Consider the following 26103-nt stretch of genomic DNA (forward strand, 5'->3'; position numbering starts at 1 on the left):
TTTTAAAAATGGTGTGGAAAAGGGGGAGGGTATGAAACAGGTATTCGCTTTTGTCGTTTTTCTCGCTGTTTCGGCGTGGTCCAGCGTAAACCTTATTTGGACGGAGTTCCAGTTCGAAAAAGGGTATTTGGAAGTAGACACTGCAAAGATTTGCAATGTGGATACGTCCTATATCAACTGCTCGCAGGACAGAGGTCTTGCGTACTATTCTACGATGGATACCACTTTCGCTGTTCTTTTCAATCCGTTAATCACAAGGGCGCAGATTTTTAAATACTTGAACGCGGACGAACAAAGAGACGCCGCTGCGGGATATGATTTCAAGATAACGGCCGTTCTGCGCTATGAGTTTATGAAGTGGCAGGAGTGGGGTATTATCAAGATGACAAAGGATAGTGCCCAACGTTTGCTGGACCGTATCTTGCCTGAATCGAGAGATATTCAGGGACGTAAAATTATCCATAAAAAGGTTTGCGACGAGGAAATGCAATCGGCATGCCGAGGGGAAATCCTTTGGGGTGGGAGCGGTTCACCGGATTTTTCTGAAGATGACGTTGCCCGTCTCCCTCAAAAAAAGATTCTTGCAGACACGTCAGCATCGGTGGGGAATTCATCGGAAACTGCCGCGGATACTTCCGAGAAACCTTTGCGGATTTTTGAACCGGCGACTTTTATGACGCCGTCCGTTGTGCCGGGGATGCGGTATCGCGTATTTGACTTGAACGGAGTCTATCTCTACGATGGTACTTGGCAAGGGAACTTCAAGGCGCAGGGTAAACCGGTAATCGTCCGGTTTGAAAATGGTCTAACGGCTGTTTTCCGCTAGTTTTTCCTCGTCAACTTTTTTTGTTGCGCTGATACATTCTATTTTTTAGTTGTATGAGTGAACTTCGTAAGAATATTTTAGATGAGTCCCGCCGTATCGTGGTGAAAATCGGGTCCCGTATTTTGGTGGATTCCGAGAAGGGCGGTGTACGTACCCGCTATATCCAGAAACTTGCCGATTCCGTCGCCCGACTCATGGAAGCGGGCAAGGAAGTCGTGATTGTGACGAGCGGTGCCGTGGGCACCGGCATGAGCCAGTTGGGCTACAAGGAAAAGCCGACGGTGCTTGCCGAAAAGCAGGCCTGCGCCGCCGTGGGGCAGATCGACCTCATGTACGCCTACCGTGAAATGTTCCGCTGGGTACAGCTTTCGGTTGGCCAGATTCTCCTTTCTGCCGATGACTTCCGCGACCGCACCCGCTACAAGAATTTGCAGAACACCATTAAGGCGATGCTCGCCCGTAAGATTGTTCCGATTATCAACGAGAACGACTCTCTCGCCGTCGCCGAAATCAAGGTGGGCGACAACGACAAGCTTTCGAGCGACGTGGCTCTGTTCCTCGATGCAGACTTGCTTCTGATTTTCACGGACGAAGACGGCCTCTTCGACGACAACCCGAAGAAGAACCCGAATGCCCGACTGTTGCGCTTTGTGCCCGAGATTACGCCTGCCGTTCTGGCCCTTGCCGGCAAGCCCGGCGAGACGGGTTCTGCCGTGAGTACCGGCGGTATGCGCAGCAAGCTTGAAGCCATCCGCAACGTGACGAGGAGCGGCTGCAACGCTTTCCTCGCGAGCGGCATGAAGGTGCTGCCGCACCAGGTGCTTTTCGAAAATGCGCAGGGAACGCTCTTTGTGGGCTCCAAGAAAAAGCTCAACAGCCGCCAGCGCTGGCTCAGCTTTATCACGACTCCGCGCGGGGCTGTGGTGGTAGACGAAGGTGGTGTGAAGGCGTTGCGCGAAAAGCACTCGAGCCTGTTGCCCGTGGGCGTGTGCGCTGTGAAGAAGCATTTCGACAAGGGCGACCTGATTGAGGTCCTGAGCCCGTCGGGTGATGCGGTCGCACGTGGTGTTGCTGGCTTCGACAGCGAGACCCTGAAACTCGTTCTCCGCAAGAAAACGGCTCAGGTCCACGAGATCTTGGGCAAAGATGTGCCTGACGAACTTGTTCACAAGAACGACCTGGTTGTTTTTTAACTTGTCTTTTATATATTTAAAACTATGAAGTTCATCCGATTTCCAAAGACTGTTATTGCGACAATCGTACTTGCCGCGTCGACCGTTTTTGCCGACCCGGTCGATGTCGAAACAATCGCGCGTGGCGGCTTCTGGATGCGTGACAACCATCTCCGCGATGTCGGGGAAATGCTCCTTTATTCGAATGGCTCGTTTATCGATGCTGGGCTCAATTACACTCCGTTTTCGACGCAGCTTCCGCTGAGGAGCGAGTTCGGTGAGCACGAAGGCTTTGTTGCTCGCCAGCACCTGTCCGTGATGGCCTCGTACCTGCTTGAGAACCAGAGCATTTTGACCGCTTTGCTGTGGTTTGAGCGTTCCGGCTGGGATGGGGAGGACTTCCTGTTTGTTCCGCATTACAATGATTTCGGCCTTATCCGCTCCGTGACAACCTGGGGCTTTGCGTATACGAGCCCGTCGTCGCTCTTCTCTGCTGCCGCAGGTATGCAGCACCAGAATGTGGAATATGTCGGCGATGTTTACCCTGCTGAAAACGACTCGCTGCTGTACGCCTGGGCAAACGTTCGTGTCGGATGGTTCAGTGCGCAGACGAGTTTCCACCGTACGCATCTGAATATGCTTCGCTTGTCTGTAGACCTCGAGGACCGAGCCGTGTTGGGCGGGGCATCTTCTGGAATCAAGACGTATCTGCCGAATTTCGACCTGACGATGTACAAGCGTAAGCTTGATGGTTTTGATGAAGACTTTATCCGCCTTACGTGGGAACAGAACCTGTTCGCCCAGAGGCTTTACGGCGAGTTGACGTTTGATTTCCCCGACGACGGCTTCCATTCCGCCGCGATCAAGTACTATCCCGATCCTTCGCGTTTTGTCGGAATTGAAGCGACCTGCGTTCGTCGCCGTGCCGTGGCCGATAATTGGGACGACCTGATGTTTGGCTGGGCTCTTGAACTACCCATTCTCCGTATCGGTTACAACTCCTCTTACGAGTACGACCACCTTTTCCATGCGAAGGGAACGTGGATCCTGGAGTTCCACTTCAACTTGGGTGCAATCGATAATATGTTGTTTGCAAAGGGCGGCCGTCAGGCGGCACCGCTGGAAACCCAGCAGGTCAAGAAGAAGAACACCCCGAACAAGTCTGCGGAAACGGTTCCCCTTACTGGCGATACCGGTGCTTCTGAAGCGCCGACGAAGACAATTACGGCGAAGGGAGTCCGCTACGAGAAGGCGGCCCCGGCAAATGACTCGCAGGGAGGCAACTAATGAAAAAGTCTGTTAGAAGTTTGCTTGTCCTAGCTATGATGTTTGCCTGCTGTACGGTGCTTTCGGGCTGCCTTAGCCACTGGTTTCTTGATTCCGAAACACGCCTGCAGGTCCAAAACGTGACCGACGACTGCTCCATCATTCGAATTTCTGTGTCGAGTGAGGATTCGACTAAGTTTGTTCCTTGGATTTCCGAGACGCTTCTGCCTGGCGAACGCAGCCATGTGGTGCGCGAGGACTGGGTCGGAGAATTCCTTTTCCGTGTGGACTATACCAATAGCACGGATGCTGAAGGCGACACCTTGAGTGAATACCGGACGATCGAGATTGAAGGCGGTAGCGTCTACCTGAAAATCGGTGGCGATGCGGATTCCCTTGAAATTGTCGTGAAGTAGCGAAATTTCGCTGATTTCTACAAATTTCGTTCTATCTTCTTGCTATCTTTTTTCTTACAGTGCAGATAACAAAGCTTAAGATTTTTGGGTTCAAGTCCTTCGCTCAGAGGACTGAAATCAACTTCCCCACGAAGGGGCTTACGGCCGTCGTGGGTCCGAACGGATGCGGTAAGTCGAATATTACAGATGCCATCCGCTGGGTGCTCGGCGAACAGAGGGCGGCGCTCCTCCGCATGAGCAAGATGCAGGACGTAATCTTTAGCGGTACCGAGGAACGTGCCGCGATGAGCCTTGCCGAAGTATCCATTGTCATCGACAACAGTGACGGTACGCTCTCTTCTGAATATTCCGAGGTCGTAGTGACCCGCCGTGTGCACCGCGACGGTTCGGGCGAATACCTTATCAACAACCAGGAATGCCGCCTGCGCGATGTGCATGCGCTCCTGTTTGACTCGGGTCTCGGCTCCAGTACATACTCGCAGATGAACGCCGACATGATCAAGGCGGTTCTCTCCGACAAGGCGGACGACCGCCGTGTGCTTTTCGAAGAGGCCGCCGGCGTGAGTAAGTACCGCCAGCAGAGGAAGGAGGCCGTTCGCCAGCTGGAACGTGTCCAGACGGACATGACCCGCGTGGAAGACAACCTGAGGGCGACCCGCCGCTCGGTGCGCCAGTACGAGACGCAGGCTGAGAAGGTCGAGGAATACAAGAAACTTACCAAGCGCCTGCGTGAACTGGACCTTTCGGTCAGCCTCGATAAGTACGAGGATTTCGTCGAGGGGCTGAATACGCTCGATACATCGTCTCGCCGTATGGAACACGAGGTCGAGTCGTCAAAGACTAAGGCGACCGAGCTCCAGACGAAGATCGAGGAGAAAAAACTCGATATTAGCGAAGACGAAAATGCCTACCGCGACCTGGAACGCGAGGTTCAGGCTGCGACCATCGAACTCAATAACCTGAACAACGACATCGTGCGCTTGCGCGATTCGATTTCTTCTATGGAATCTTCTAATGCGAAGGCAGAAGAGGAGATTACCCGTAGTGAACAGAAGGTTGACGAACTTACCCAGGAACAGGGCCGCCTTGAAGAAGAAAATGCGGTTCTTGGTAACGATAGCGAAGTCGACAAGATGAATGCTCTCCTGGAGCGCGAGCGCGAGACCCTGCAGGTCATGCGCGACAAGCTCGATGACTTGCGCCAGAGGTCTAGGGATCTTTCTAACGAGCGCGTTGCCGCTATCAACAAGCTTAATGGCCTCAAGGGGCGCTTCGAACGCATGGATGCGGAAGTCGACATGCTGCAGAAGAACCTCGAAGGTTGGGATGGGGAACTTGGTGCCCTACGTTCCCAGAAGGACGATGCCGAACGTGCGGTTGCAGATATCCAGCAGGGCATGGACAATGCGCGCAACGAAATTACGAATCTGCAAGAACAGAAGTCTGTGCGCGAAGAACGTGTCGAGTCCCTCGGGGCGGAACTGCGTGAACTGCAGGCCAAGGCTGCCGCCTTGAAGAGCGAGGAAGCTGGTCTCCAGGCGCGCATTGAAGTGTTACAGAGTGTCGCAAACGAAGGCTCCGATGCCAGCCGCTGGCTTGCCGAAAACAAGGCGGGCCTTACGCAGGGACTTCTTTCTGAACGTATTACAGCGACTCCAGAATATGCTGGCCTTGTGGAAAATGCCCTGGGCGACGTTCTTGAGGCGACGGTTGTCGAAAATGCAGACAACATTGCAGAAATTGTTTCTGCCCTTAAGTCCGAAAATGTGGGCCAGGCGCTGATGGCGCTCCTGTCGAAACCGCGCCCCGCATTTACGGGAACCATAGAGGGTGCGGGCGTTATCGGCCCCATGCAGAATTTTGTCCAAGCGGACGATGTGACGAAGGCTTGGCTCGGCGGGCTCCTTTCCCGCTACATTCTTGTCGAATCCCTCGATGCGGCACTGGAACTTTCCGCCCGTTATGGAAACGAGGACCTGTGTTTTGTTGCTCCCGAAGCGACGGTACGTACCGCGGGGCTCGTGTCTACGGGTAGCCCGACTTCCGGTACGCTCAGCCGTAAGAACGAAATTGCCGAAGCAGAATCTTCGCTTGCCGATGTGCAGGGGAAGATTTCCCAAGCGGAATCCGATATTGCGAGGATTCAGGACAACGTTGCCGAAGAAACCCAGATGCTTGAATCCCTTGTGGATGATATCCGCGAGAAGGAAAATTCGCTACATGGTGGGGATGCGGCAATCGCTATCCAGAAAAATACCATATCCTCTTGCGAAAGCCGTATTGTACAGCTTGAGGAACAGCGTGGCCGTGCACGTGCACGAATCGAAGAGGCCGAAGGCACCAAGAATGCCGATGCAGAACTTGCCGAGGCCGAGGTGGACGCGAATCGTGCTGAAGACGAATATAGCCGCGTGAACGATGAACTCGCCGAACAGGAAACGATGTTCCGTGAGAAGGACGAAGAAGTTCGCGATCTGGAACGCAGTGCCCTTGACAAGAGTGCAAAACTCACGCAGAATACGAACCGCCTCAAGAATATTGCCGATCAGATGGAATTCCTGGGGAATACGGTCAGGTCGTATCGAGAAGGAATCGAGAAGAATAACGAGAGTATAGAGAAACTCCGCATAGACGTGGAAGCCATTGCCGGCCAGGTGCAGGAAAAGGATTCTGCGCTTCGTGAACTGGAAAACAGGCGTGATTTGGCCCGCGAAAAGTATGAACTCGTGTCTGGCGACCTTGAAGAATGGCGTAGCGAGGTGAACCGCCTGCGCGACGACATGATTGACAAGATGAAAGACTTGAACGAGATTGTCCGCCGTCGTGAGGCTCTGCAGGCGAATGTGGACCGCCTCAAGGAACGTATGCTTGCCGATTGGGAAGTGAACCTCGAGGAACCCGGCGATATCGAACGTGTTGAATATACGCAGCCTGAAGCCGACCGTGAAATTCGCGAGATTCGAGGGAAGGTGAAGGAACTCGGCCCCATCAACGTGAACGTGATGGAAGACTACGAGGACGAGAAGAAGCGCCTGGAAGAAGTCGAAAAACAGTTCGACGACCTGGATCGTGCTCGCGCCTCGCTCGACCGCACCATCACCAAGCTTGACGATATCGCCCGTACGCGCTATCTTGAAACGTTCGAACGTATCCAGAAGAATTTCCAGTTCGTGTTCAGCAAGTTGTTCCTGAACGGCGAAACCAAGATGAGCCTCGTGGAGAAACTCGACGAGAATGGCAAGCCGATGGATATCCTCGACGCAGACATTGAAATCAACGTGCGCCCCACTGGCAAGAAGATGCGTGGCATCAAGGCGCTCTCCGGCGGTGAACACGCCTTGACTGCGACGGCACTCCTGTTCGCCATCTACATGGAAAAGCCGTCTCCGTACTGTGTGCTGGACGAAGTCGACGGCCCGCTTGACGATGCCAACGTGGGCCGCTTCATGGCGCTCCTCCGCGAGTTCAGCAAGCAGACCTTGTTCATTGTGGTGACGCATAACAAGCGTACCATGGCCGAGGCCGACATGCTCTACGGTGTGACGCAGGAAATCAAGGGTATTTCCCGTATTGCCAGCGTGCAGCTTGCCGACGCTACCAAGTTTGCGATTTAGTAAGCAACTATGCAGGCGACCTGTTCAAAATGTGGTAAGGAATTCAACGACAAGGTGGGTATGACCCCCTTGCAGAGCAACATGGCTATCCGCGTGCGCAACAGGGTTGGCAATATCTGCCCCGATTGCCGTGCCGAAGCCTGCAAGACGCGTCGCGGATGGTGGAAGATGTTCTTCTACGATTTGAAGATAAGTTTCATCTGCTTCTGGTTCCTGGTGCCCGTGGCGCTCTTCTTTGCTGCTTTTACGGTCTTTTTGGCGCTCTACGTACTCTAACGAATTGTTCGCTGTTGTCCATGGACAACATGTATATGCTTTTTTAGGCCGCGCTCGCCTTTTTTAGGCCGAAAAAGGGTAGTTTTAGAGTAAAGCGCATGGTGGCGCAAGGAGTATGCGGGATGTTTGAACTTCCTTCCAGAATTTTGGCTGTCTTGTGTGGGCTCACGATTTGTGCGTCTGCGGCAGTGGACCAGTGCAAGCCCATCGGCTGGGCGACCCGTTCGGGCCGTACGTCGACCCCCTTCGAGGTGACAGGAGGCGGCAACGCAACACCCATTACGGTAACGACTTTCGCCGACCTGCAGAAGTATGCGAAGGATTCCTCGCCGCGGGTCATCTACATTGACGGCACGCTCGGCAGCGGCTGGAGCGGCACGACCGGCGACCGCCTGAACATTACGGCCTCGAACAAGACGATTATCGGGCTCAGGCCGGGAACCGTTCTCAAGGCTCCCATCCATATCAGCAAGGCATCGAACATCATCGTCCGCAACATCGTCATCCAGGGTCCGGGCAGCAATGCCGACCAGGCGTGGGACAACCTCACCATCGAAAACGACGGTTCCAAGAACATCTGGATTGACCACTGCGAATTTTGGGACGGCCAGGACGGCAACGCCGACGTGGTGAAGGGTGCAGACAACGTAACGTTTACGTGGTGCATCTTCGGCTACAAGAAAAAGAGTACGCACAACCTCTCGAACCTCATCGGCAGTTCCGACAACGAGCCCGTGAGCGAGGGCAAGCTGAACGTGACCTACATGTTCAACTGGTGGAAGGCCGCGAACCAGCGTAAGCCCCGTTGCCGCTACGGCAACGTGCACGTGGTGAACAACCTCCTCACCGGCGATGCGAGCATCACGAGCGGGACCGACGTGCTGGGCGTTTCGGCGGGCCACATGTGCCGCGTGCGCACCGAACGGAACGTGTTCATCAACGAGGCGAACCCGATTTACACCGGCAATGCGAACGGCACGGGCGTGAACGAAACCATCGACAACATCTTTACGAACTGCTCGGGCAACACGAAGGGCACGGGAACCTCCTTTACGCCGCCCTATGATTACACTGGCTTTATGCTCAAGGCGAGCGATGTGGAAGCTGCCGTGAAGGCGAATGCGGGGGCCACTCTCGCTAGCCCCACGGAATGCGATGCGAACTATGTGGAACCGCCTCCTCCGACACCGGACAAGCAGTACCAGGCCGAAAATGGAACCATTACGAGTGGGGTTTCCGAAAGCAGCAACTCGGGATTCCACGGCGATGGCTATGTGAACTTTGACAAGGGCGGTAATGTGGTCGTGCCCGTGAAGGTCGACGTGGCGGGAGAATACAAGTTCGAAATCGACTTCGCGAACGGTTCTAGCGAGGACCGTAGTTTGGTGATTTCTTCTGCTATCGACACGGCGACGAGCGTGTTCGAGAAGACGGGCGCCTGGAGTACCTGGAAAACGCAGGAAGTCTCGCTCAAGCTTACGGCGGGCGAGAACAGCGTGAAGTTTGCGACGCTTGATGGCAAGGACGGCCCGAACATCGACCAGTTCGACGTGGCGCTCGTGAAGGAGATTACCGCGCCGGATACCTCGAAGAAGGATTCGACTGTTCGCGACACGAGTTCGGGCGATACCACGAAGCCGGATGCGATTCCGCTGCTTTCGGGCTTGTCGCTCCAGCAGGGTGCATACAGCGTGAGTGTCTATGCGACTGACGGCAGGTTTATCCGCAAGGTGGAAAATGTTCCGCAGGCGATGCTTCGCGACACGCGTGAACTATCCAGGGGCCTCTGTGCCGGAATTTACCTGGTGCAGGCCTCCGCGCCGGGAATCAGCAAGAAGTTCTTCATCGCGGTGAAGTAAGCTGAGAAAAAATCGGAAGGACCTGTGAAGCACAGTTTTTTTCTAAATTGAGGCCCGTATGTTGAAACATCTTGTTTGGTTAATCTTTTTTCCTGTAATTGCGGTTGTCTTTTTTGCCTGCGGTGATGAAAGCTCCAGTACGGGGCCCGCTGTGGATCCTTGCCCTGAAAATGCCGTTTGCGATACGACCTACGTAGACAAGGAGGCCTACAGTTTTGTCTATTACTCGGGCAAGGGTCGCAAGGATCTCGACACGGTTACGGCCACGAAGGACGAAATGGAATGCGAAATCGGTGAAGACGACTTTAAATGCGTTTGGACATGGGTCGTTAAGACTTGCCGCGTCGAGTATTCATATTCCGGGCAGGAACCTCTTGGCGAAGTAGAAACAGAGGTCGAGGAATCGGAAGATGGTGAACAGCATTTTATTCATCACTATCACTGGACCGAAGTTCGCCTGGATACGACCTATATCAATTACACGAAGAAGCGCCTGATAGACTATATCCCGCCCTACATCGAGACTCCGAAACTGGATGTCGATGAACTGCGGGCGGAATTCGATACGCTGGTGATAGACTTGGACACGCTATACGACGACGGAACGAGATATTATGGACATGTAGAATATAGTACCCCGTACACCTTTGACGATGTTTATGAGTTGCCGGATGGGATCGGGGCCTACACATCGGGATTCAGCACCGTTGTAGATTCTGCTACGGGTTTAATGTCTTTTGAGATGGAGCCGATTTCGTTTTCTTCCTGTTATCAAACGTACGTCACGAAATATCCGCTGAAACAAAGGAATCGGGACTTCGTCCTTTATGCGTTTCTGGACGAGCCGCTCGAACGCGATACGACCATCACCTGGATGGCGCATTATTCCGATATATACGGCGTCGAGGATTCTCTCGAGATAACGACGCTCTTCACGATGAAAGAAGGCCTGTAGCCAAAAAAGACGGACTAAAGTCCGCCATCACGAAAAAAAGTCACGCCCGGCAAATGCCGGGCGCTTCTCGTATACTGGATGTCGCGCAGTTTAATGCGCGCAGCTTAACACTACACTTTAGCAGCTTTCTTCAAAGCCTCGGCCTTGTCCGTCTTTTCCCAGGTAAAGCGCTTGCCGGTGCGGCCAAAGTGTCCGAGCGCGGCGGTCGCTACGTAGCCCGGCTTCCTCAGGTCGAGCATCTTCTCGATGCCGGCCGGGGAGAGGTCGAAGTTCTTCGCGACGATTTCTTCAATCTTGCGGTCGTCGATCTTGCCGGTACCGAAGGTGTTCACGAGCACGGAAACGGGTTTGCTGTAGCCGATGGCGTAGGCGAGCTGGACTTCGCAGCGGTAGGCGAGGCCTGCTGCCACGATGTTCTTGGCTACGTAGCGGGCAGCGTATGCTGCACTGCGGTCCACCTTGGAGGGGTCCTTGCCGCTGAACGCGCCACCGCCATGGCGACCCATGCCGCCGTAGGTGTCGACGATAATCTTGCGTCCGGTGAGGCCGCAGTCGCCGTGCGGGCCGCCGACAACGAACTTGCCGGTCGGGTTCACGAGGTAACGGGTCTTCTTGTCGAGGAGCTTGGCCGGGATGACCTTCTTGATGAGCTTCTCGATGATTTCCTTTTCGATCACGGAGTGCTTGAGTTCCTTGCCGTTCACGAATTCGTCGTGCTGGGTAGAAATCACGACGGTATCGACGCGCACGGGCTTGTCATTCTCGTCGTATTCGACTGTCACCTGGGACTTGGCATCCGGGCGGAGCCACTTGATCTTGCCCTGTTCGCGGAGTTCCTGGATCTTTTCCATGAGCTTGTGGGCGAGGCTAATCGGGAGAGGCATCAGTTCCGGGGTCTCGTTCACGGCGTAGCCGAACATCATGCCCTGGTCGCCGGCACCCTGCTTGTCGTCTTCCTTGCCTTCGGCAGCCTTGGCATCAACGCCCTGGGCAATGTCCGGGGACTGCTTGTCCATCGCGACGAGCACGGCGCAGCCCTTGTAGTCGAACTGCAGTTCCGGATTCACGTAACCGATATTCTTGATGGTGTTGCGGGCGACTTCCTGGAAGTCAACAACGGCCTTGGTAGTAATTTCGCCGGAAATAACGACGAGGCCCGTGTTCACGAGCGTTTCACAAGCGACGCGGCTCTTCGGGTCCTGGGCGAGGCAGGCGTCGAGGATGGAATCGGAAATCTGGTCGGCGACCTTGTCCGGATGTCCCTTGGACACGGATTCGGAAGTAAAAAGATAATGTGCCATTATGTGGCTCCTTGAGGTTTTCAATATTTCTATGCATAAATCTACAAAAACGCATATATTCTGTCTACTCCATTTGGATATTTTTGCGCAAAAAAATATGGTCCGATTGGAATAAAGGAATCTATATTTATAGCACTAAGTTGAGGTGTTTATGCGAGTTTTCGTTACAGGTGGTACGGGGTTTATAGGGCATTACGTGGTTAAGGCCCTCCTCGAAAAGGGGCACGAAGTGGTTGTCGCAACGCGGCATCCGAATAAGGTGCCCTCCCTTTGCGTTAATCCTAACGTCAGCTTTGTTCAGGCGTCTCTTACGGATTTTGAAAAAATGGAAGAGGGGCTCAAGGGCTGTGATGCCTGTATCCACATTGCGCTCGGCTGGGGCGAGACTCCGAGTTCCATGCTTATGAATGACACCCGTGCGACCGTCATGCTCCTTGAAATGGCGGCCCGCGCCGGTTGCAAGAAGTTTATCATGACGAGCAGCACTGCGGCCATGGGCCGTATGCGTCCGTCCATGCGCGAAGTCACGAGCAACCTCCCGATGGACCTTTATGGTGCCACGAAGGCTGCCGGAGAAGCTTTTGTCCTCGGATTCCGTCACGGTTACGGCAAGAACTTCCCCGAAGTGACGATGCAGAGGAATATTATCCGTCCGGGCTATACCTTCGGTAACCCGGCGTTCCCCGACGGTTGCTCTCAGCCGGATCGCCGGTTCTTCGAGATGGCTCAGGCCGTGAAAGAAGACCGCGATATCCAGATTATCAAGAACGATGGTACGCAGTTCATCCATGCGAGCCAGCAGGCCGAACTCTACATGAAGGTCCTTGAATCCGACAAGAACGAAGAAATCTTCCTCGGGCTCGGCTCCGTGTGGATTAGCTGGAAAGAGATTGCCCAGATGATGCTTGCACTGCGTCCTGAGTCCAAGTCGAAAATTGTAGAAACCGACCTCGGCTGGGGCGACGAACCGATGCTGTTTGACGTGCAGAAAATCAAGGACCAGTTCGGCCTTGTCTTCGATGCGCATGACTTCATGGCAGGCCACGTGAAGTGGACGTTCGACCAGGTGATTTAAGGAAAATCTTTACGGAATAGGGAAGGCGGCCTTGATGCCGCCTTTTTTATTCTAATCCCTGCTGCTGTTAGTTTGTGTGTAGTTAAACGGCGGCGCAGACAATCAGCGCGATGAGTCCCAGGAGCATCCCGATTTTCACGGCGGATTGAGCCTTCCTGTATTTTGCCTTGTGTGCCTGCACGAGCACGTAGGCGAATATCGGCGTGAGCGCTATGCCCGTGATAATCAGGAACAGCGGCGGGTAGTTGTGCCCGAACACCTTGTCCATGTAGAACACCGGGAGCGGGAGCGAAATCCAGGTGAAGAGGATGATGCCGCCGGCGAGCCTCCTTGCGGTCGCCGAGCCCGCGATAAGCGGGAACGTCATGATGCCCGCTTTGAGGTCTCCTGTCTCGTCTTCCAGGTCCTTGTAGATTTCGCGTGCGGTCGTGAGAAAAAATGCGAACGGGATTGCGGGGATAATCGCCCAGATGTGTTCTTGTGCGTAGTCGTTTCCTGGTAGGATGAGATTGGATAGAATGAGATAATCCATCAGGGCGTAGAACAGGGGAGTCGTGCAGAGGAAGGCTACCGTCATGTTCTTTAACAGGGGAATATGCTTGAGCCACTTGTTGTAGGCTATCAGGAGCACCCCGAGTAAAAAGAAGAAGCCGAGCGGAAGGTATTCAAACGGAGAGGATGTGTTAGAATCTCCGAGTCCGCAGAGGAGCATCAGCACGAATAGGGCAATCCAGGTTATGCGTGCGACCTTTACCGAAACTTTCCCAGTCACGAGCGGCCTTTCGGGGCGGTTCAACTTGTCGCTTTCCAGGTCCAGGATGTCGTTCTGGATGTTAGCAAACCCGATGGCGAATGCGAACCCGAACGCTTCCACCATAACGGAAGACCAACCGATCCAATCAAAGTCGGAATTGCAGTCGTCGGGCAAGAAAAGCGAATAGGGAAACCCGAGCAGCATATACCCGACCACGAGCGTGATTATCGCAATCACGATGTTCTTGGGTCGGGTCATCTTGAGGAGTTCGACAAGCATCGTGCTCCAAATATAAAAAAGGGAATAAAAAAAATCCGGCTTTGAACCGGATCTTTTAGTAGCGGGGGCAGGACTTGAACGCTGCGACCTTCGGGTTATGAGCCCGACGAGCTACCAACTGCTCCACCCCGCGTCGAGGTTGGCTCCATATATAGAAATTTGAGCCTAAATTGTCAAGGGTGAAAACGCAAATTATGCGAAATTACGCTGAAAACAGCGGTTTTGTGAAGGATGCTCGCCTTCGCGAGCATGACGAATGTGCGCGTTAAACGAACTTCTTCAGGATGTGCTTGCTTGCGACGAAGTAGTCCACGCCGCTAATGAGCGTGATGGCGGTGATGACTCCCATGACGATAGTCGGGAATATGTGCCAGATGTCGCCCAGACCGGGCACGAGTGCGCGCACGGGTTCAATCGCTCCGAGGAGGATGGCGACGATGCCGATTCCCTGGAGGGCTGTTTTCCACTTGCCGCTACGGCGTGCAGGCATGATGAGGCCTTCGCTAGCGGCGAGCGTACGGAGCGTCTCTACGCTGGATTCGCGGAAGTAGATGAGTGCCACCATCCACACAGGGGCATACCCCGTAGCGATGAAGCACATGAAAATAGTCATGTTCGAAATCTTGTCGCTGAATGGGTCGAGGTACTTGCCCAGTGTGCTCACTTCGCCCATTTTGCGGGCGAGTTTTCCGTCGAGGAAGTCAGTGAGCATGAACCCGAGTACCATGATGAGCGCAAGGCTCTTGAATACGATGCTGTTGTTGCTGTAGTCCAGGTCGTTATCGTAGAAGAATACCCAGAGGAAGAACGGAGTGAGAACGATGCGGCTCATGGTGAGCTGCGATGCGAGGGAAAGCGGCTTGCGATGCGCCGGATCGCGATAGTACCAGTAGGCATAGGCGGCGGTGGAAGCGAGGATAAGCAGGATGGAGGAAACCATCGAAATCTGCTGGTAGTCCTCGAGGTTTAGCAGGTACACGCCCATCGTGATGGTAATCGAGATGTTGGCTAGCTTGCTCCAACGCCTCTTGCGCGGTAGGGACTTGCCTTCGCGCAGCACCCCGAGCGAGAACAGCGTGTGTGCAATCAGTCGAGCAAGTAGGAATACGCAGCCTACGGCGAGCAATTTTTCTACTTGTTCGTTCTGCAGAAGGTCGCGCACAAAGATGCTCGTCATGACCACGAAGGATAGTGCACCGTCGATTACGTTCAGCCATAGCCTGTAATAGGGCTTCTCGATTTCTTGGCTACGGAGCTGGTAGAGGTTCACCCAGCCCATTATGAGGGCAATTGCCACGAACGCACAGGCGGTTTTTGCCATGCCGTTCCATATGAAGATTATAACGCATACGAAAACGAGTGCCCTGAGGACGCTCCAAACGCGCGATCTGAATCGGACATCGGATGTGTTTTCGGTCATTGGTTTTTCTCCAAAAGTTGTTTGGCGTGCTCGCGCACGGTTGCTGAATTGTCTCCCAGCATGCGGACCAGTTCCTCAATGCGTCCGTCGTTGTCAAGTTCCTTGACGGATGTGTAGGTACGATCGTCTACGACCTGCTTGCTTACAGAAAGCTGGTTCTTCGCCCGGCTGGCGACCTGGTGCAGGTGGGTGATGGTGAGCACCTGGTGGTGCTTGCCCAGGTTCTTGAGCGCTTCGCCGATACTGTTGCCGACCTCGCCGCTGATGCCGGAGTCGACTTCGTCGAAAATGAGGAGCGGTACCTTGTCGAGTTCTGCCATGACGCTCTTGATGGCAAGGAGCACGCGGGAAAGTTCACCGCCAGAAACCGCCTTCTGCAGGCTCTTGGCGCCTTCACCAGGGTTCGGCGCCAGCGTAAATTCAATCTTGTCGGCGCCGTTGGCAGAATAGTTCGCCTTCTCGACACTCGTCTTGAAGATGGCTTTAGGCATCCCGAGGGTGCGTAACATCCCTTGCACGGCGGTATCGAACCGGAGGGCAGCCTCGGTGCGCTTTTCGGTAAGGCGTTTTGCGGCAAGTTCCATTGCGGCCCTGTGCTTTTCCATCTGGCGGGAAAGTTCCTCGATGTCGGCATCGAGGTTTTCGAGGCTTTCGAGTTCCTGCTTGCGCTGTTCCGTAAGGGCTATTAGGCCCGCGACATCGGTACGGTACTTGCGCTTGAGTTTCTGGATGAGCGCGATGCGTGCGTTGGCGCGGTCGATTTCGGCGGGCGAGAGCGACTTCGCGGGCGAAAGCCGGAGCAAGTCCTTGCAGATGCTTTCGAACGGGTCGGAAACCTCGGCGAGCGCGTTCTGGGTTTCTTCGTAGTGCGGTATGCGCGAGGCGAGCGTGCGCACCTTGGCCTGCAGTAACTGCATCTGGTCCAGGAGCCCGTTGTCGCCACCGAGCAGGGCCTGAATTTCGTCCAGGCAGTGGCGTTCCGTTTCGCCCTTGCTTGCGATGTTCACCTTGTCTTCGAGTTCTTCTTCTTCGCCTTCGCGCAAGTTCGCCTTCGAAAGCTCGTCGAACTGGAACTTGAGAAAGTCCTTCTGGGCGGCAAGTTCTGTCGCCTTGTTCTTGGTTCCCTCTATCTTGTCGAGAATGCTGTTCCAGGCGTTCCACGATGCGGTATATTCAGCGAGAAGGCTTCCGTTGCCCGCATAGTCGTCGAGCATCTGGGCGTGCGTACGCGTGTCGCGGAGCAGAATCTGCTCGCTTTGGCCGTGCATCTGTATCAGGTGCTCGCCCAGGTTCTGCAAGTCGGCGAGGTTCACGACGTTTCCGCCCACGCGGGTGCGTCCCTTGCCGTTTTCGAGGATTTCGCGACGGATTACGAGCTCATCGTCGCTGTCGATGCCCATGTCTTCGAGAATCTGCTTGACCTTCGGCTCGTTGCTGATGTCGAAAATACCCTCGATGACGGCCTTTTCTTCGCCGGTGCGGACCATCGAAGCTTGCGCCTTGTCGCCGCATACCATGCGGAGCGCCTTGAGGAGTACGGACTTGCCGGCGCCGGTTTCACCGGTAATGGCGGTAAAGCCCTCGTGGAAAGGGACATCTGCGTGCGAAATGAGCGCGAACGAATCTATGGAAAGTTGCTTTAGCATGGTAAAAAAATTAGCAAATCCCGAGTGTCAAAAATAGACACTTCATTTTTCGAATTCAATCACGCTCCTGTAAATCGGACGGCCTTCTTTCCTGTACTTGCGTTCAAAACCGGTGGTAATGCCCTCGGTGGGCTCGGCCGTATTGCGGACGATAACCTTGCAGGTGGGGAATGCGTCGAAGGTCTCAAGCGCAATCTCGTTGTATTCCTTGTGGTCGGTACCCCAGTAGAATATGCGCTTGCCGGGCTTGAGGCAGCGGGCGACTTCGGTGAGGAAGTCGGGGCGCAGGAGCCTGTTCTTGTGGTGGCGTTCCTTGGGCCACGGGTCCGGGAAGTACATATGGAAGGCGTCGACGGTATTGCTCTTTACGCAGTCGCGCAAGAAGTAGAATACATCGCCACGGAGCATGGCCGCATTGCCCTGCTCGATTACGCCGCGCTTGGTCATGCGCTCGACGGCAAATGCTGCCCAGGTGTAGTCCCATTCGCTACCCATGATGAAGTAGTCGGGGTGCCTTTCGGCGTAATCCGTCATGAAGTTGCCCTTGCCGCTGCCGATTTCCACTTCGACGTGGCCGTTTTCATTCGGGAACATGTCCTTCCAGTTGAAATCGAGTGTGTGCGGCTTGCCGTCTGCTGTCTTGATGGGCTTGCGGTCGCCGTTGGTACGGAACACGTAGTGCCAGAGCCCCTTCTGGTCAGGGTCGGCCTTCAAATCGCGGTAGAATTCCGGAATGACGACTTCCTTAGGCTCTTTTTTTTCGTTATCGTCTAAAAGTTCTTTTTTTTCTTCTGCCATAAATTTTACATCTCACACTTCACATTCCACATCTTATATAAACGCCACTACCTTCTCTTTAAATTTTTCGGGGATGGCCTTCTTGAGGGATTCCTGGATGTACTTCTCGGAGTACTTCATCGAGAAGTGATTCAGAATAATCTGTTCGCACTTGACTTCGTCCCCAAGTTCGTTCAGGGCGTGGACGATGTGGTCTAAATGCGTGTGCCCCTTCTTGCGGCTCATGGGTTCGTCTTCGGGGGCGATGAACGTGCATTCGGTGACGAGCACCTTTGACTTGAAAATGGAGGCGTTCTCGAGAAGGCTCTCGCCGAGGCAGTCTCCCGTGAAACTCAGTAGCGGCTCGTATACTTCGCGTGTAATTTCTATGCCGTCCTGGCGCAACTTGATAATTTCGTCGGCACTCTTGCCGAGAAATTCGTCCTTCAGCTTCTTCTTGTGCAGCAGGAGGGTCGCGCCCAATGCAGGGATGGAATGCTTCACGCTGAAGGGCTCGAGTACGAGATCCTTGCGGTAGCTGAGTGTAATCCGTTCTCCTGCTTTCACGGGGACAATTTCGGGGTACTGGAACTTGGCTTCGCTCACGCCTTCAAAAAGCGCTTCGGCCTTTATCCAGTTCCGGGCGCCATCGCAGATGGCCTCGGGAATATAGTAGATGCTGTCGCGTTCCACTCCCATCATCTTGCGCAGGCTGTGGTGCCTCATGAGGCAACGGGCATGGTCGCCGTGCGCGTGTGTGAGGAAAACATGGTCGAGAGGTGTTGCCGAAAGCGGACATTCGCCCATGTCGACGCAAAAATTCAGTTCGGGGAACTGCATGTAGGTCGCAAGCCCCGAAATGGCAAAGCCCTGCACGCTGGAACAGGCCGCCTTGAGGTGGACCTGCTTGAGTGCGTTGTGGATGTACTTGCTTTCGGTTGTCACAATAATTACCGTGACAAAATCTAGAAAAAAAAGAAGCCGCGAACGGGGCGGCTTCTTGTGCAATATGTGTTTGTGCTAAAGGCCCTTGGAAGCCTTGTCTGCAGCGATGATGGCTTCAAAATCTTCGCAGTTCATGCGCTCGATGTTGTTACCCATTGCCCTGTTGCGGGTTCTTGCGTTACCCTTCGCTTCGGGAATGCGGAAGCAGAATTCGTACGTACCGCCGAGGTCGGTCGGAATGCCCATTTTGAAGATGCGGGTCCTTTCCTTGGATTCCTTGTTGTAGATTTCGTGGTAGTCGTAGTTGTTCTTGATTTTTTCGAGTCGCTTTTCCTGGTTGAACAGGATTTCGTTCACGATAGGCCCGTCCAGGTATAGCGGAAGGGAGTTCTGGAAGCGGAGCTCGAGCTTGTTGCCTGTCTTGACAATGGATGTCTCGCTCGGCTTGATAAGGTAGCGTTGTTGCGGAATGTTCTTGTACGCCTTGTTGTGGGCCTTGCGGACGCCGCACATTTCGCGCATGTCCGGATTCGCGACAAAGTCGATATCGCGGCAAATGGGGGGGAGGTTCGTGGGGACCTCGAGATCGTCACCATTGGAGGAACCAGCACAGCCGGCAAACAGGGTCAATGAGGCGAGAAGGGTGGTCAACTTGATGGCGAAAAGTTTCGATTTCATATCTCAAATATAAATTATCTGCCCTGAAAAACTTTTTTTTTCTTTTTTTTCTGAAAAAAAATTGCCGGAAGGGGATGTTTTGTGCGCGTAACAAGAATTCGTGAAAAGAAAAAGTTACATAAAAGTTTACGGGAGGGGTATGTGTTTTTACTTTTTTTGCGCCACGGGCTTTATCGGGCAAAATAAATACTAACTTTTGTTCGGGAATAGATTGGGTAAAACGGTATACGATGAATATATACAGTTGGAACGTGAATGGAATCCGTTCGGCTCTCAAGAAGGGGTTCGGGGAATGGTTCGAGTCGACAGCTCCCGATATCCTCTGCCTGCAGGAGGTTCGCGCCGAACAGGATCAGGCCGATGGTCTGCTTGTTCCGGATGGCTACTACACGTACTGGAATTCATGCAAGCGCAAGAAGGGCTACAGCGGCGTCGCCGTGTTTTCGCGTATTGAGCCCGATGCGGTAAACTATGGCTTCGATATCGAGGAGTTCGACGAAGAGGGCCGTGTACTGCAGCTCGTGTTCCCCGACTGGGTCCTGAACTCCATCTACTTCCCGAACGGCGGCTCCGGAGACGACCGCCTGGACTACAAGTTGCGCTTTTACGATGCCTTCCTCGAGAATTCCCAGCGCTGGATCCGCGATGGCAAGCACGTGCTTACCGTGGGCGACTACAATACCTGCCACAAGGAAATCGATATCGCCCGTCCCAAGGAAAATGAGAACGTGAGCGGATTCTTGCCTATTGAACGCGCCTGGATGGACAAGTATGTGGAAAGCGGCTTCGTGGATACGTTCCGCAAGCTTCATCCCGATACGAGAGATGTCTATTCGTGGTGGTCGAACCGATTTGGTGCGCGTGCACGTAACGTTGGCTGGCGTCTGGATTACGCCTTTGTCGACGAGGCTCTTTTCCCGAACGTGATTAATTCCGAGATACACACCTCCGTACCCGGGTCGGATCACTGTCCGATTAGCATTGAACTGGAGCCGCCGTTTGCGCCGCTCCCGATTGTAAACGACTAGGCGTTGCGACTAGAAGTTTAATGCGAGGCCGAATCCGCCCTGCGGAGTGGGGCCGAACTGGATGTTGAAACTGGTCGTTTCTTCGGAGATTTCGTCGTCAGATTCGCTTGCCGGTTCCGGTTGGGCTGCGTTCTTGCCGCTCTGGCTATTGTAGAGTTCGATGGCGCCGTCCTTCTTGGCATCGCCGACCTTTTCCATGATAATTGCTGCAACAATGGCGATTGCGCCACCGATAATGATCGGTCCTCTTCCGTTCCCGAAAGTCCCGTATTCCATGTCGGCCTGCGCGTCTACGAGACCGTAGCCGACACAGAAGCCGCCGGCAAAGGCGATTCCCCACGAAGTGTAGCGAAGGATATTGCCCGTATTCCACTTATCATTTGCTTCGGGAACGTAAACGAGCAGGTTTTCGACTTCGTCGACATTCGATTCCCTGCCATCGACTGTATAGGTATTGAAGAAAAATCCGCGTTCGAATGTGATGGTGTGCTTGGCGTTGCCATCTATTACGCCTGAATTGTGCTGTGCAAAAGCGGTGGCTGCAGAACAGAGCGCAAAGAACAGGATGAGCAGGTTTTTCATGATTTCCCCTTTTTTGTGTGCGTCAAATATAGCAAACAAACGAATTACCTTATGGTAATTTTTCTTTACATGAGGCCTGGTGGGATTCGGACTAGAACTGGAAGTAGATGAACGGGCAGCTGTCTGCGCTCATGAACTGGTAGATGACGAAGATGATGAATGCCGTAGAAAGCACCATCAGGGGTATGGGCTGCGAAGCGAACATGATGCGGTAACGGCTCTTCCATTTCTTGGGAATCCAGTGGATGAGCATGCCCGCGATAAACACAAGGATAATATTGATGTGTTCCCAGGCGATGGTTCCGAGGGTATCCCATTTCCAGGCGGTGCCCATCTGCTGGACCATGTTCTTCGCGGTGTTCCAGGCAACCTCGTTTGCCTCGGCGGGATCGAGGTTAGAGCCTGCACGGAAGAAGAGTCGTGTAAATGTGATGAACACGAAGGTGAGCGTAACGTTCCATGCTACGTAGAGCCAGTGGTAGGTCTTGTCGCTGAAGAGGCGGAAAATCATCACGGAGAAGATCCCTGTGAAGAGCACTCCGAACCATACGGCGGTAATCGCGCAGATGGCGATGTGATAGTTCTTGTAGACGATGGCGCTCACGGCAAACAGGATGAGTGCCGCGGAGGCGCGGAAGGTAATGCTTCTCTTGACCCAGATCTTGTTGAATACCTGGCCGAAACCGTTGAGACCGCCCCAGATAATGAAGTTCCAGCTGGCACCGTGCCACCAGCCGCCCACGATCTGTGTGGCCATGGCGTTCATGTTCGTGGAGATGAACTTGCGGGAATCCGGCTTGAAGTAGGCGTAGATGGAAATGTAGAGAAATAGCGCGATGAGGGCGATGGCGACCCATACGCTACCTGAAAGCATGATGGCGACAAGGCTCAAGAAGCCCATCCAGAAGAAGGTACCGATGGAAGCCCCGCGGTTACCGCCCAGCGGGATATACAGGTAGTCGCGCCACCAGCTAGAAAGCGAGATGTGCCAACGGCGCCAGAATTCCGTGGGGGAGAGCGCCTTGTAGGGGCTGTTGAAGTTCTGCGGCAGGCGGAAGCCCATGAGGAGGGCAACGCCGATGGCGATGTCGGTATAGCCCGAGAAGTCGGCGTACACCTGCAGGGAGTAGGCGAAAAGCGCGATGAGGTTCTCGAGACCCGTATAGAGTAGCGGCTGGTCGAACACGCGGTCCACGAAGTTGGTCGCGAGATAGTCGCTCAGGATAATCTTCTTGCCGAGCCCGTTCAGAATCCAGAACACGGCCATGCCGAAGGCGCGTCGGGGCAAAAAGTACGGCTTGTAGAGCTGCGGGACGAACTTGTCGGCACGCACGATGGGGCCTGCCACGAGTTGCGGGAAGAACGATAGGTAGAAACCGAAGTTCAGGATGTTCGTCACGGGCTTGATCTTGCCGCGATAGATGTCAATGCAGTAGCTCATCGCCTGGAACGTGAAGAACGAGATGCCCACCGGCAAAATGATGGTATCGACGAGCGAGTGCGTGTTGAATATCTTGTTGCTTGCGGCTGCGAAGAAGTTGTACACGTGCAGTTCGATGCCGGTAAAGTCGTAAAGAGCGTCGAGGAAGAAGTAGGAATACTTGTAGTAGCAGAGGACGAGCAGGTCGATGATGACGACAATAATCATCAGGAACTTTTTCTTCCATTTCACCTGGGCCTTTTCAATCCACTTGCCGATAAAGAAGTTCGCGATAACGCAGAAGATGAGGATGCACACATAGCTGCCGCTCGTCTTGTAGTAGAAGAAGAGGCTGGTCGCAAAGAGGAACGCGTTACGGAGCAGGAGTTTCCGGTGTACAAGCGAGAAGATGGCGAAGACGACCGCAAAGAAGCCCCAGAAGTAGAACTGCGTAAATAGGAGCGGGCTGTTCGGGTCGAATGCAAACGTGCGGGTGAGGTAAGGTATTAAGTAGTCAAGCATTTCTTTAAAAGGTTGTTACTATTTCTTTGGCTTTTCTTCCACCTTCTTTGGTGTCGGCTCGAGTGCGGGGAGGTTCGCGATGTGTTCCTGGTAGGCATCGATAAGCGCCTTGTAGAACATGTCGCCGAGCAGGTGGTAGCCCGCCATATTGAAATGAATCTTGTCTTTTTTCGCGAGGCTTGCCTTTTCCCACTTGGCCATGGATCCGAGGCCACCCATCAGGGAGAACTTGTCCCACACGCCGGCCTTGTGCTTTTCGGCAAGCGAGAAGAACGCCTTGCGGGCCTGTTCACCTACGGGGTGCTGCACGTAGCGGCGCTTGCGCACCTTGCGGTACATGTCGTTGTTGGTCTCGAATATGAACGCGACATTCGGGTTCACGCGCCTGATGCGCTCGATAAGGATGTCATAGTTGTTGCGGAAGGTCTTGTCGTCGAACTTCTCGACGTTCGCGTCATTGATGCCGATTGCAAATATTACGAGGTCGGGCTTGAGGAAGGCGAGTTCCTTTTCGAACAGCGGGCAGACCTCCTCGAAGTAGTGCGCGATGCGGGCTCCGTTGATGCCCACGTTCGTGTAGACGATTCCCGGGTAGTTCGATTCGGAGATGACACCTGTCATGGTGAAGCGCGGACGTACAATCGAGAGCGTTTCGGAAAGGGCTATCAGCGAATCGCATATCGCTTTCTGCAAGGTATCTGCAACGACGGTGGAGTCGTTCTTGCGGGTGGAGTCTTTTGCCGTAGTGTCGGCCCGCTGCTTTGTGGAATCGAGGAAAACCCTGCATGCGGCGAGCAGGTCGTTCTTGGGTTCTTCCTTCTCGAGGCAGGTCGTATCCATAATGTCGCAGTTGCCCTGGAACATGGAGTCTGCGGAGGCCTCCTGGTTGTCGGGTAGGGCGTTCTTCTTCGCGGTACTGTCTGCGGTAGAATCCGCATTCAGCGTGTCGAGGTTTGCACGGTAGATGGAATCCTGAACAAGCGAATCGATGAGGTACTTCGTTACCTTTGCCTGGAGGGCGGTATCGGCCCAGCGGAAGGCAAAGTGTAGAGTGTCTATCGGGCGGGGGCTCTTGAACACGTAGCTCTGCGTGGCGGTGTCGCGTACTCCCTTGATATCTACCGAATCGACTACGAGTACGGGAACGACGTTATTGCTGTCGCTGTACCCGAATAGGCGGAACTTGGTTTCGGCGTAGATCGGGGAAGAATTGTACTTGTCGAGCAGAAGCGTGAATTCGGCGCGCGGGTCACTGGTACTGACGGCGATGCCCAGAAGGCCGAGAGGTTTCTTGACTTCGCGGAGCACGTTCTTGCTCATGTCCCACACGCCCTTGTACTGCGAACCATAGCTGGAAGGCGTGTTGGTGCGGGCGGCGGAATACGGGAAAACGAATCCGCGGCCAGCGGAGGAACCCGGGTATTCTTTCACGAGGTGCTCGCGGATACGGCCCGAGACGACGTCTGCCTGGATGTGCGAACCGCCGATATGGACGATGTTGACCTTGCCCTTGTTCTCGAACACGAGCGAGTCCATCTTTTGGAAGAAGGGCTCAAATGCAGCCTTGCCGCTCGGGAACTGGATGAGGTTTAGCGTGGAATCGATGAAGTCGTATTTGGAAAAATCGATGATGTAGCTTGCGGGTGTCGTGACCGGGGGCGCAGCGAACAGTGCGGTGGCGAGTATGCCCGTGATGAGGCAAAGGGTGCGAGAAAATCTTGTCATTGCTCCGCCTCCGCCTGTGGTGCCTTCTCTGCGGGCTTTGCGAACTTCTGAATATCCTTCAGCTTCGCGTCGTCAATCTTGTGCTTGTCGCGGAACTTGAAGTAGTCGTAGTGCATGCGCAGCGCATTGCAGAAGAGTTCACCCATGTAGGCGGCACCCCTGCGGCTGAAGTGGATGTAGTCGGCACCGGCGAGCGGCGGGGACTGCTTGACCCATTTGCGCATGGAACCTTCGCCACCCATCACGCGGTACATGTCCCAGTAGGCGGCTCCGTTCTCGAGAGCGACTTCGCGCAGGAACTCGATCGTGGGCAACAGGCCGGGATAGCTCTTCATCTTGCCGTCCATCTGGCGTGCCATGTCGGCGGGGCCGATGAACAGGATGTCCGCGTCGGGGTTCGCTGCCTGGATGGTCTGGATCTGCTTCGCGATGAGGTTCTTGTTGTACTCGATGTTGCTCTTGTTGATTCCCGGAACCAGATTTCCGCCATATTCCATGATGATAAGGCGTGCGTTCATTGCCTTGAACGATTCGGCGAGGAGTTCCTTGTCCATGCGGCTGAAAACCGTGCCCGAACTGCCGCGCATGGCGACGTTGTCGACAGCGACGCCGTAGGGACCGTCGACTGAGACGGAGTAGATTTCGGCATTGCCGGAGAGGTATACCTTTGCGTTAGACGTGGTGTCGGGGAGTTTCCATGTGAACACGCGGAGCTTGTTGAACTTTTCGTCCGTAGGGGCAGGGGCGTCCACGAACTTCTTCTTGCGCTTTTCCTTGTCGGTGCCTTCGTTCTCGATGACGGTTGCTTCGTAGGCGAGCCTTACCTTCAGGTTGCCACGCTTGCTGGCGAGAACCCTGATAGTGCCGTAGCCGCCGACGCGTGTGAACTTGCCGTCCTTGTCTTCGCGCTTCTTGATGCCGATGACGGCGCTACCCTGCAGCTTGCTCACCTGTGCGAGAGGGCCGTAACGGTTGTGGTCGGCGCGGTCTTCTTCGGTACCGAACATGATGAAGCGGGTGAGGTCGCCGTTGTTCCACACGCTTGTCGTCTGCGACGGGATGTTCAGTACGGCGGGGAGCATGCCCGGACCGCCACCGCCGAATTCCTTCTGCAGGTCTTCGCGGATTGTGGAGGAAATGCGGTCTTCCTCGAGTTGCGAGTCACCGTAGTGCATGATATGCACGATGTTCGAATCGATCTTGGCGAGTTCCAGATGCAGGAACAGACGGTCAAACCATGTAGGGTCGTTGTTCGGCAGGTCGAACCTGTTGCGCCCGTTCTTGAAGAAGTCCTCATAGAAGTTCAGCGAGTCGGAGAACTCGGCGAATTCCTTCGCCTGCGTGGCCGCCATCATTTCCTCGATTGCCTTTTGCGGGTCGGTCTCGGCGTTGTCGTCTTCGGCGACGGCATTGGGGTCCTGTTTCTCGAAGATATCGGTGAGGGCCGGGAACCTGAATGTAGTGTCTGCAATGGTGATGCCGCTTGCCGGGTAGAGCCATGCCATGAGGCCGAGTACGACGAACAGGCTTAAAATGCTGAGGAATGATTTGAATGGGGTCATGTGCT

21 protein-coding genes and 1 tRNA gene are annotated in these 26103 nt (G+C 54.3%); 10 read left to right on the top strand and 12 right to left on the bottom strand.

The window, feature by feature from the left end; translation table 11 throughout:
• Positions 1-31 precede the first annotated feature (31 nt).
• From B7994_RS07570 to B7994_RS07605, 8 genes are all read left to right on the top strand, one after another.
• A complete protein-coding gene (locus B7994_RS07570; RefSeq protein ID WP_144063797.1) occupies positions 32-826 on the top strand; it encodes a hypothetical protein in 795 nt (264 codons plus the stop codon).
• Between the two features lie 53 nt (positions 827-879).
• Complete coding sequence (proB, locus tag B7994_RS07575) at positions 880-2019, top strand: glutamate 5-kinase (RefSeq protein WP_088637871.1); 1140 nt, start codon at positions 880-882, stop codon at positions 2017-2019.
• A gap of 24 nt (positions 2020-2043) precedes the next feature.
• Positions 2044-3285 (top strand): hypothetical protein, encoded by a 1242-nt coding sequence (locus tag B7994_RS07580; RefSeq protein ID WP_088637872.1) that lies wholly within the window; start codon positions 2044-2046, stop codon positions 3283-3285.
• Positions 3285-3680 carry a hypothetical protein gene (locus B7994_RS07585; protein ID WP_144063798.1) on the top strand — a complete coding sequence of 132 codons (396 nt, stop codon included), beginning with the start codon at positions 3285-3287 and terminating at the stop codon, positions 3678-3680. The genes B7994_RS07580 and B7994_RS07585 overlap by 1 nt, the downstream gene beginning before the upstream one ends.
• Positions 3681-3739: 59 nt before the next feature.
• Positions 3740-7294 carry a chromosome segregation protein SMC gene (gene smc, locus B7994_RS07590; protein ID WP_088637874.1) on the top strand — a complete coding sequence of 1185 codons (3555 nt, stop codon included), beginning with the start codon at positions 3740-3742 and terminating at the stop codon, positions 7292-7294.
• Positions 7295-7303: 9 nt separating this feature from the next.
• Positions 7304-7570: a hypothetical protein gene (locus tag B7994_RS07595; protein WP_088637875.1), complete on the top strand. Its 267-nt coding sequence runs from the start codon at positions 7304-7306 to the stop codon at positions 7568-7570.
• Between the two features lie 122 nt (positions 7571-7692).
• Complete coding sequence (locus tag B7994_RS07600) at positions 7693-9429, top strand: CBM35 domain-containing protein (protein ID WP_088637876.1); 1737 nt, start codon at positions 7693-7695, stop codon at positions 9427-9429.
• Between the two features lie 151 nt (positions 9430-9580).
• Positions 9581-10384, top strand: a complete 804-nt coding sequence (locus B7994_RS07605) for a hypothetical protein (protein ID WP_088637877.1) — start codon at positions 9581-9583, stop codon at positions 10382-10384.
• 110 nt (positions 10385-10494) lie between these two features.
• Here B7994_RS07605 and metK read toward each other — a convergent pair whose 3' ends face one another.
• Positions 10495-11685, bottom strand: coding sequence for a methionine adenosyltransferase (gene metK / locus B7994_RS07610; RefSeq protein ID WP_088637878.1), 1191 nt, complete (start codon positions 11683-11685; stop codon positions 10495-10497).
• Positions 11686-11836: 151 nt separating this feature from the next.
• Between metK and B7994_RS07615 the strand changes: the two genes are divergently transcribed.
• The gene (locus B7994_RS07615; RefSeq protein WP_088637879.1) at positions 11837-12760 is read left to right on the top strand and encodes an NAD(P)-dependent oxidoreductase; all 924 of its coding nucleotides are present in this window, start codon (positions 11837-11839) and stop codon (positions 12758-12760) included.
• An 82-nt stretch (positions 12761-12842) separates the two neighbouring features.
• Here the strand turns inward: B7994_RS07615 and B7994_RS07620 are convergent, their stop codons facing one another.
• The 7 genes from B7994_RS07620 to B7994_RS07650 all read right to left on the bottom strand — a co-directional run bounded on the left by B7994_RS07620 (position 12843) and on the right by B7994_RS07650 (position 19259).
• Positions 12843-13793 (bottom strand): geranylgeranylglycerol-phosphate geranylgeranyltransferase, encoded by a 951-nt coding sequence (locus tag B7994_RS07620; RefSeq protein WP_088637880.1) that lies wholly within the window; start codon positions 13791-13793, stop codon positions 12843-12845.
• 59 nt (positions 13794-13852) lie between these two features.
• Positions 13853-13926: transfer RNA gene (locus B7994_RS07625), tRNA-Met, on the bottom strand.
• Positions 13927-14058: 132 nt separating this feature from the next.
• Entirely contained in the window at positions 14059-15114 is a 1056-nt protein-coding gene (gene pgsA / locus B7994_RS07630) for a CDP-diacylglycerol--glycerol-3-phosphate 3-phosphatidyltransferase (RefSeq protein WP_233143106.1), read from the bottom strand.
• A gap of 95 nt (positions 15115-15209) precedes the next feature.
• A complete protein-coding gene (gene recN / locus B7994_RS07635; RefSeq protein ID WP_088637882.1) occupies positions 15210-16859 on the bottom strand; it encodes a DNA repair protein RecN in 1650 nt (549 codons plus the stop codon).
• 42 nt (positions 16860-16901) lie between these two features.
• Positions 16902-17657, bottom strand: coding sequence for a tRNA (guanosine(46)-N(7))-methyltransferase TrmB (locus tag B7994_RS07640; protein ID WP_088637883.1), 756 nt, complete (start codon positions 17655-17657; stop codon positions 16902-16904).
• A 33-nt stretch (positions 17658-17690) separates the two neighbouring features.
• Positions 17691-18581, bottom strand: a complete 891-nt coding sequence (locus tag B7994_RS07645; RefSeq protein ID WP_233143107.1) for an MBL fold metallo-hydrolase — start codon at positions 18579-18581, stop codon at positions 17691-17693.
• 75 nt (positions 18582-18656) lie between these two features.
• Positions 18657-19259 (bottom strand): hypothetical protein, encoded by a 603-nt coding sequence (locus tag B7994_RS07650; RefSeq protein ID WP_088637884.1) that lies wholly within the window; start codon positions 19257-19259, stop codon positions 18657-18659.
• A gap of 230 nt (positions 19260-19489) precedes the next feature.
• On the opposite strand from B7994_RS07650, the gene B7994_RS07655 reads away from it, so the two are divergent.
• On the top strand, positions 19490-20287 hold the full coding sequence (locus B7994_RS07655; RefSeq protein ID WP_088637885.1) for an exodeoxyribonuclease III: 798 nt from the start codon (positions 19490-19492) through the stop codon (positions 20285-20287).
• Between the two features lie 9 nt (positions 20288-20296).
• Here B7994_RS07655 and B7994_RS07660 read toward each other — a convergent pair whose 3' ends face one another.
• The 4 genes from B7994_RS07660 to B7994_RS07675 all read right to left on the bottom strand — a co-directional run bounded on the left by B7994_RS07660 (position 20297) and on the right by B7994_RS07675 (position 26098).
• Complete coding sequence (locus B7994_RS07660) at positions 20297-20869, bottom strand: hypothetical protein (RefSeq protein WP_088637886.1); 573 nt, start codon at positions 20867-20869, stop codon at positions 20297-20299.
• Between the two features lie 91 nt (positions 20870-20960).
• Positions 20961-22811: an MBOAT family protein gene (locus tag B7994_RS07665; protein WP_088637887.1), complete on the bottom strand. Its 1851-nt coding sequence runs from the start codon at positions 22809-22811 to the stop codon at positions 20961-20963.
• Between the two features lie 18 nt (positions 22812-22829).
• Positions 22830-24536: a GDSL-type esterase/lipase family protein gene (locus B7994_RS14255; RefSeq protein ID WP_233143109.1), complete on the bottom strand. Its 1707-nt coding sequence runs from the start codon at positions 24534-24536 to the stop codon at positions 22830-22832.
• Positions 24533-26098: a hypothetical protein gene (locus B7994_RS07675; RefSeq protein ID WP_088637888.1), complete on the bottom strand. Its 1566-nt coding sequence runs from the start codon at positions 26096-26098 to the stop codon at positions 24533-24535. The genes B7994_RS14255 and B7994_RS07675 overlap by 4 nt, the downstream gene beginning before the upstream one ends.
• Positions 26099-26103 lie beyond the last annotated feature (5 nt).

Origin of the sequence: Fibrobacter sp. UWR2, from assembly GCF_002210285.1 — a bacterium.
In the GTDB taxonomy this organism is placed as follows: domain Bacteria; phylum Fibrobacterota; class Fibrobacteria; order Fibrobacterales; family Fibrobacteraceae; genus Fibrobacter.